General features: G+C 55.7%; 2 rRNA genes. Both read left to right on the top strand.

The window, feature by feature from the left end:
* Positions 1-1,173 (top strand): 23S ribosomal RNA (locus tag JNW91_RS31355); the annotation flags it as partial.
* An 86-nt stretch (positions 1,174-1,259) separates the two neighbouring features.
* Positions 1,260-1,376 (top strand): 5S ribosomal RNA (rrf, locus tag JNW91_RS31350).
* The last annotated feature ends 45 nt before the right edge of the window (positions 1,377-1,421 follow it).

The following is a 1,421-nucleotide window of genomic DNA, read 5'->3' as shown; positions in this document are numbered from 1 at the left end:
GGTGGAGCGTTGTATGGCCGCAGAGAGCAGGGGGAAGCGACTGTTTACTAAAAACACAGGTCCATGCGAAGAAGTAATTCGATGTATATGGACTGACGCCTGCCCGGTGCTGGAACGTTAAGGGGACCTGTTAGCTCTTCGGGGCGAAGCGGAGAACTTAAGCGCCAGTAAACGGCGGTGGTAACTATAACCATCCTAAGGTAGCGAAATTCCTTGTCGGGTAAGTTCCGACCTGCACGAATGGCGTAACGACTTCCCCACTGTCTCAACCACAGGCCCGGCGAAATTGCAGTACGAGTAAAGATGCTCGTTACGCGCGGCAGGACGGAAAGACCCCGGGACCTTTACTATAGCTTGACATTGGTACTCGAATTAGCTTGTGTAGGATAGGTGGGAGCCGGTGAAGTCCATACGCCAGTATGGGTGGAGGCAATCTTGAAATACCACTCTGGTTGATTTGGGTATCTAACTTCGGACCGTTATCCGGTTCAGGGACAGTGTCTGGTGGGTAGTTTAACTGGGGCGGTTGCCTCCTAAAAGGTAACGGAGGCGCCCAAAGGTTCCCTCAGCCTGGTTGGCAATCAGGTGTTGAGTGCAAGTACACAAGGGAGCTTGACTGTGAGACTGACAGGTCGAGCAGGGACGAAAGTCGGGACTAGTGATCCGGCACTTGCGAGTGGAAGCGGTGTCGCTCAACGGATAAAAGGTACCCCGGGGATAACAGGCTGATCTTCCCCAAGAGTCCATATCGACGGGATGGTTTGGCACCTCGATGTCGGCTCGTCGCATCCTGGGGCTGTAGCAGGTCCCAAGGGTTGGGCTGTTCGCCCATTAAAGCGGTACGCGAGCTGGGTTTAGAACGTCGTGAGACAGTTCGGTCCCTATCCGCCGTGCGCGTAGGATACTTGAGAAGGGCTGTCCCTAGTACGAGAGGACCGGGACGGACGAACCTCTGGTGTGCCAGTTGTCCCGCCAGGGGCACGGCTGGTTAGCTACGTTCGGAAGGGATAACCGCTGAAAGCATCTAAGCGGGAAGCCTGCTTCAAGATGAGGTATCCCACCCACCTTTGGTGGGGTAAGGCCCCCAGCTAGACGACTGGGTTGATAGGCCGGAAATGTAAGCCCGGTAACGGGTTCAGTTGACCGGTACTAATAGGCCGAGGACTTGACTACCAAGCTGCTACGCGTCCACTGTGCAACTCTCGATAAACGAACAACAGACCACACGTGTGTGGTGTTGTTTGACATGTCGATAGAGTTACGGCGGTCATGGCGGAGGGGAAACGCCCGGTCACATTCCGAACCCGGAAGCTAAGCCCTCCAGCGCCGATGGTACTGCACTCGCGAGGGTGTGGGAGAGTAGGACACCGCCGGACAATCATTCCAGAACGTCACCCTCACGGGTGACCCGTTCTGCGTTT

The sequence above is a fragment of the Micromonospora parastrephiae genome (assembly GCF_016802865.1).
GTDB lineage: Bacteria > Actinomycetota > Actinomycetes > Mycobacteriales > Micromonosporaceae > Micromonospora > Micromonospora parastrephiae.
Note: the sequence above shows the minus strand (reverse complement) of the source record. Positions and strands in the feature narration are given on the sequence as shown.